This window comes from Allobosea sp. GW823-FHT02B03 (assembly GCF_058797755.1).
In genome coordinates this window covers 1-2,004 of record NZ_JBXAJY010000015.1, presented here as the reverse complement: position 1 = coordinate 2,004, position 2,004 = coordinate 1, and the positions used below count along the sequence as shown (strand labels likewise).

Sequence of the window (2,004 nt, the reverse complement as noted above, 5' to 3'; positions counted from 1 at the left end):
CTCACGCGAATTCGATGATGACGGCGTCGACGGCGAGGGAGTCGCCTTCCCTGGCGAGGATTTTTGCGACGGTGACGTCCTTTTCGGCGCGCAGGACGTTCTCCATCTTCATCGCCTCGACCATGGCGAGCGGCTCGCCGGCCTTGACCTCCTGGCCGACGCCGACGAAGACCGCCTTGACCAGGCCGGGCATCGGGCAGAGCAGGAATTTTCCGGTGTCGGGCGCGGCCTTCTCCGGCATCAGCGCCGCCAGCTGCGCCTCGCGGGCGGTGTAGACATGGGCATTGGCATAGGCGCCGGCATGGCCGAGCGCGAAGCCGTTGAGGATCGGCCGGACCTGCGCCGCGATCGCGACGCCGTCCAGCGTGCCCTGCCAGACCGGCTCGCCCGGGCGCCAGTCGCTGGCGAGCCTGACTCTGCGCCCGCCGAAATCGATCACCACCGCCCCGTTCTCGTCCGAGACCTCGCCTTCGAAGCGCTCGGCCCCGAGCTCAACGATGCGGGCGCGCTCGAACTCGACCTTGCGCCAGCCCTGCATCTGCGCCGAGACGTTGCGCTTGCGCTGGTTCATCCGGTGGTCGCAGGCGATCGCGATCGCCGCCATCCGCAGCGCCACCTCGCCCTGCGGCTGCGGCATGGCGAAGCCCTCCGGGAACTCCTCGGCGATGAAGCCGGTCGAGAGCTCGCCGGCGATCCAGCGCGGATGCTGCATCAGCGCCGAGACGAAGGGGATGTTGTGGCGGATGCCGTCGATCGCGAAGGCGTCGAGCGCCCGCGCCTGCGCCCTGATCGCCGCCTCCCGCGTCGGGGCGTGCGTCACCAGCTTGGCGATCATCGGGTCGTAATAGATCGAGATCTCGCCGCCCTCATAGACGCCGGTGTCGTTGCGCACCGTGGCCTCGCCATCCTGGCCCTCGGCGGGCGGGCGATAGGTCACCAGCCGCCCGGTCGAGGGCAGGAAGTTGCGGGTCGGGTCCTCGGCATAGACGCGCGATTCGACCGCCCAGCCATTCAGCTTCACATCCTCCTGGCTGATCGCCAGCTTCTCGCCATGGGCGACGCGGATCATCTGCTCGACGAGGTCGATGCCGGTGACCATCTCGGTGACCGGATGCTCGACCTGCAGCCGCGTGTTCATCTCGAGGAAGTAGAAGGACTTGTCCTGGCCGGCGACGAACTCGACCGTGCCGGCCGAGTCGTAGTTCACCGCTTTGGCCAGCGCGACCGCCTGCTCGCCCATCTTGCGCCGGGTCGCCTCGTCGAGCAGCGGCGACGGCGCCTCCTCGACGACCTTCTGGTTGCGGCGCTGGATCGAGCATTCGCGCTCGCCGAGATAGATCACATTGCCATGCTTGTCGCCGAGCACCTGGATCTCGATATGCCGGGGATCGACGATGAACTTTTCGATGAAGACCCGGTCGTCGCCGAAGGACGAGGCCGCTTCCGAGCGCGCCCGGGCAAAGCCCTCCGCCACCTCGCCGGCCGAATGGGCGATGCGCATGCCCTTGCCGCCGCCGCCGGCCGAGGCCTTGATCATCACGGGATAGCCGATCGCGTCGGCGATCGTCACGGCATGGTCGGGATCCTCGATCACGCCGAGATGCCCGGGCACGGTCGAGACCTTCGCCGCCGCCGCCGCCTTCTTCGACTCGATCTTGTCGCCCATCGCCGCGATCGCGCCGGGGTTCGGCCCGATGAAGACGATGCCGTTGTCCTTCAGCGCCTGGGCGAAGGCCTCGCGCTCGGAGAGGAAGCCATAGCCGGGATGCACCGCCTCGGCGCCCGTCGCCTTGCAGGCGGCAATGATCTTCTCGATCTGAAGATAGGATTCGGCGGCCGGCGCCGCCCCGATATGCACGGCCTCGTCGGCCATCTCGACATGCAGCGCCTCGCGGTCCGCATCCGAATACACCGCAACCGTCGCGATCCCCATCCGGCGCGCCGTCTTGATCACGCGGCAGGCGATCTCGCCACGGTTCGCGATCAGAATCTTCGTGAACATCG

The 2,004-nt window shown here is 68.0% G+C and carries 1 protein-coding gene; it reads right to left on the bottom strand.

Features of this window, described 5'->3' with window-relative positions:
* Window position 1: 1 nt before the first annotated feature.
* On the bottom strand, window positions 2–2,002 hold the full coding sequence (locus tag AC1REK_RS27500; protein WP_492270898.1) for an acetyl-CoA carboxylase biotin carboxylase subunit: 2,001 nt from the start codon (window positions 2,000–2,002) through the stop codon (window positions 2–4).
* Window positions 2,003–2,004: the final 2 nt, after the last annotated feature.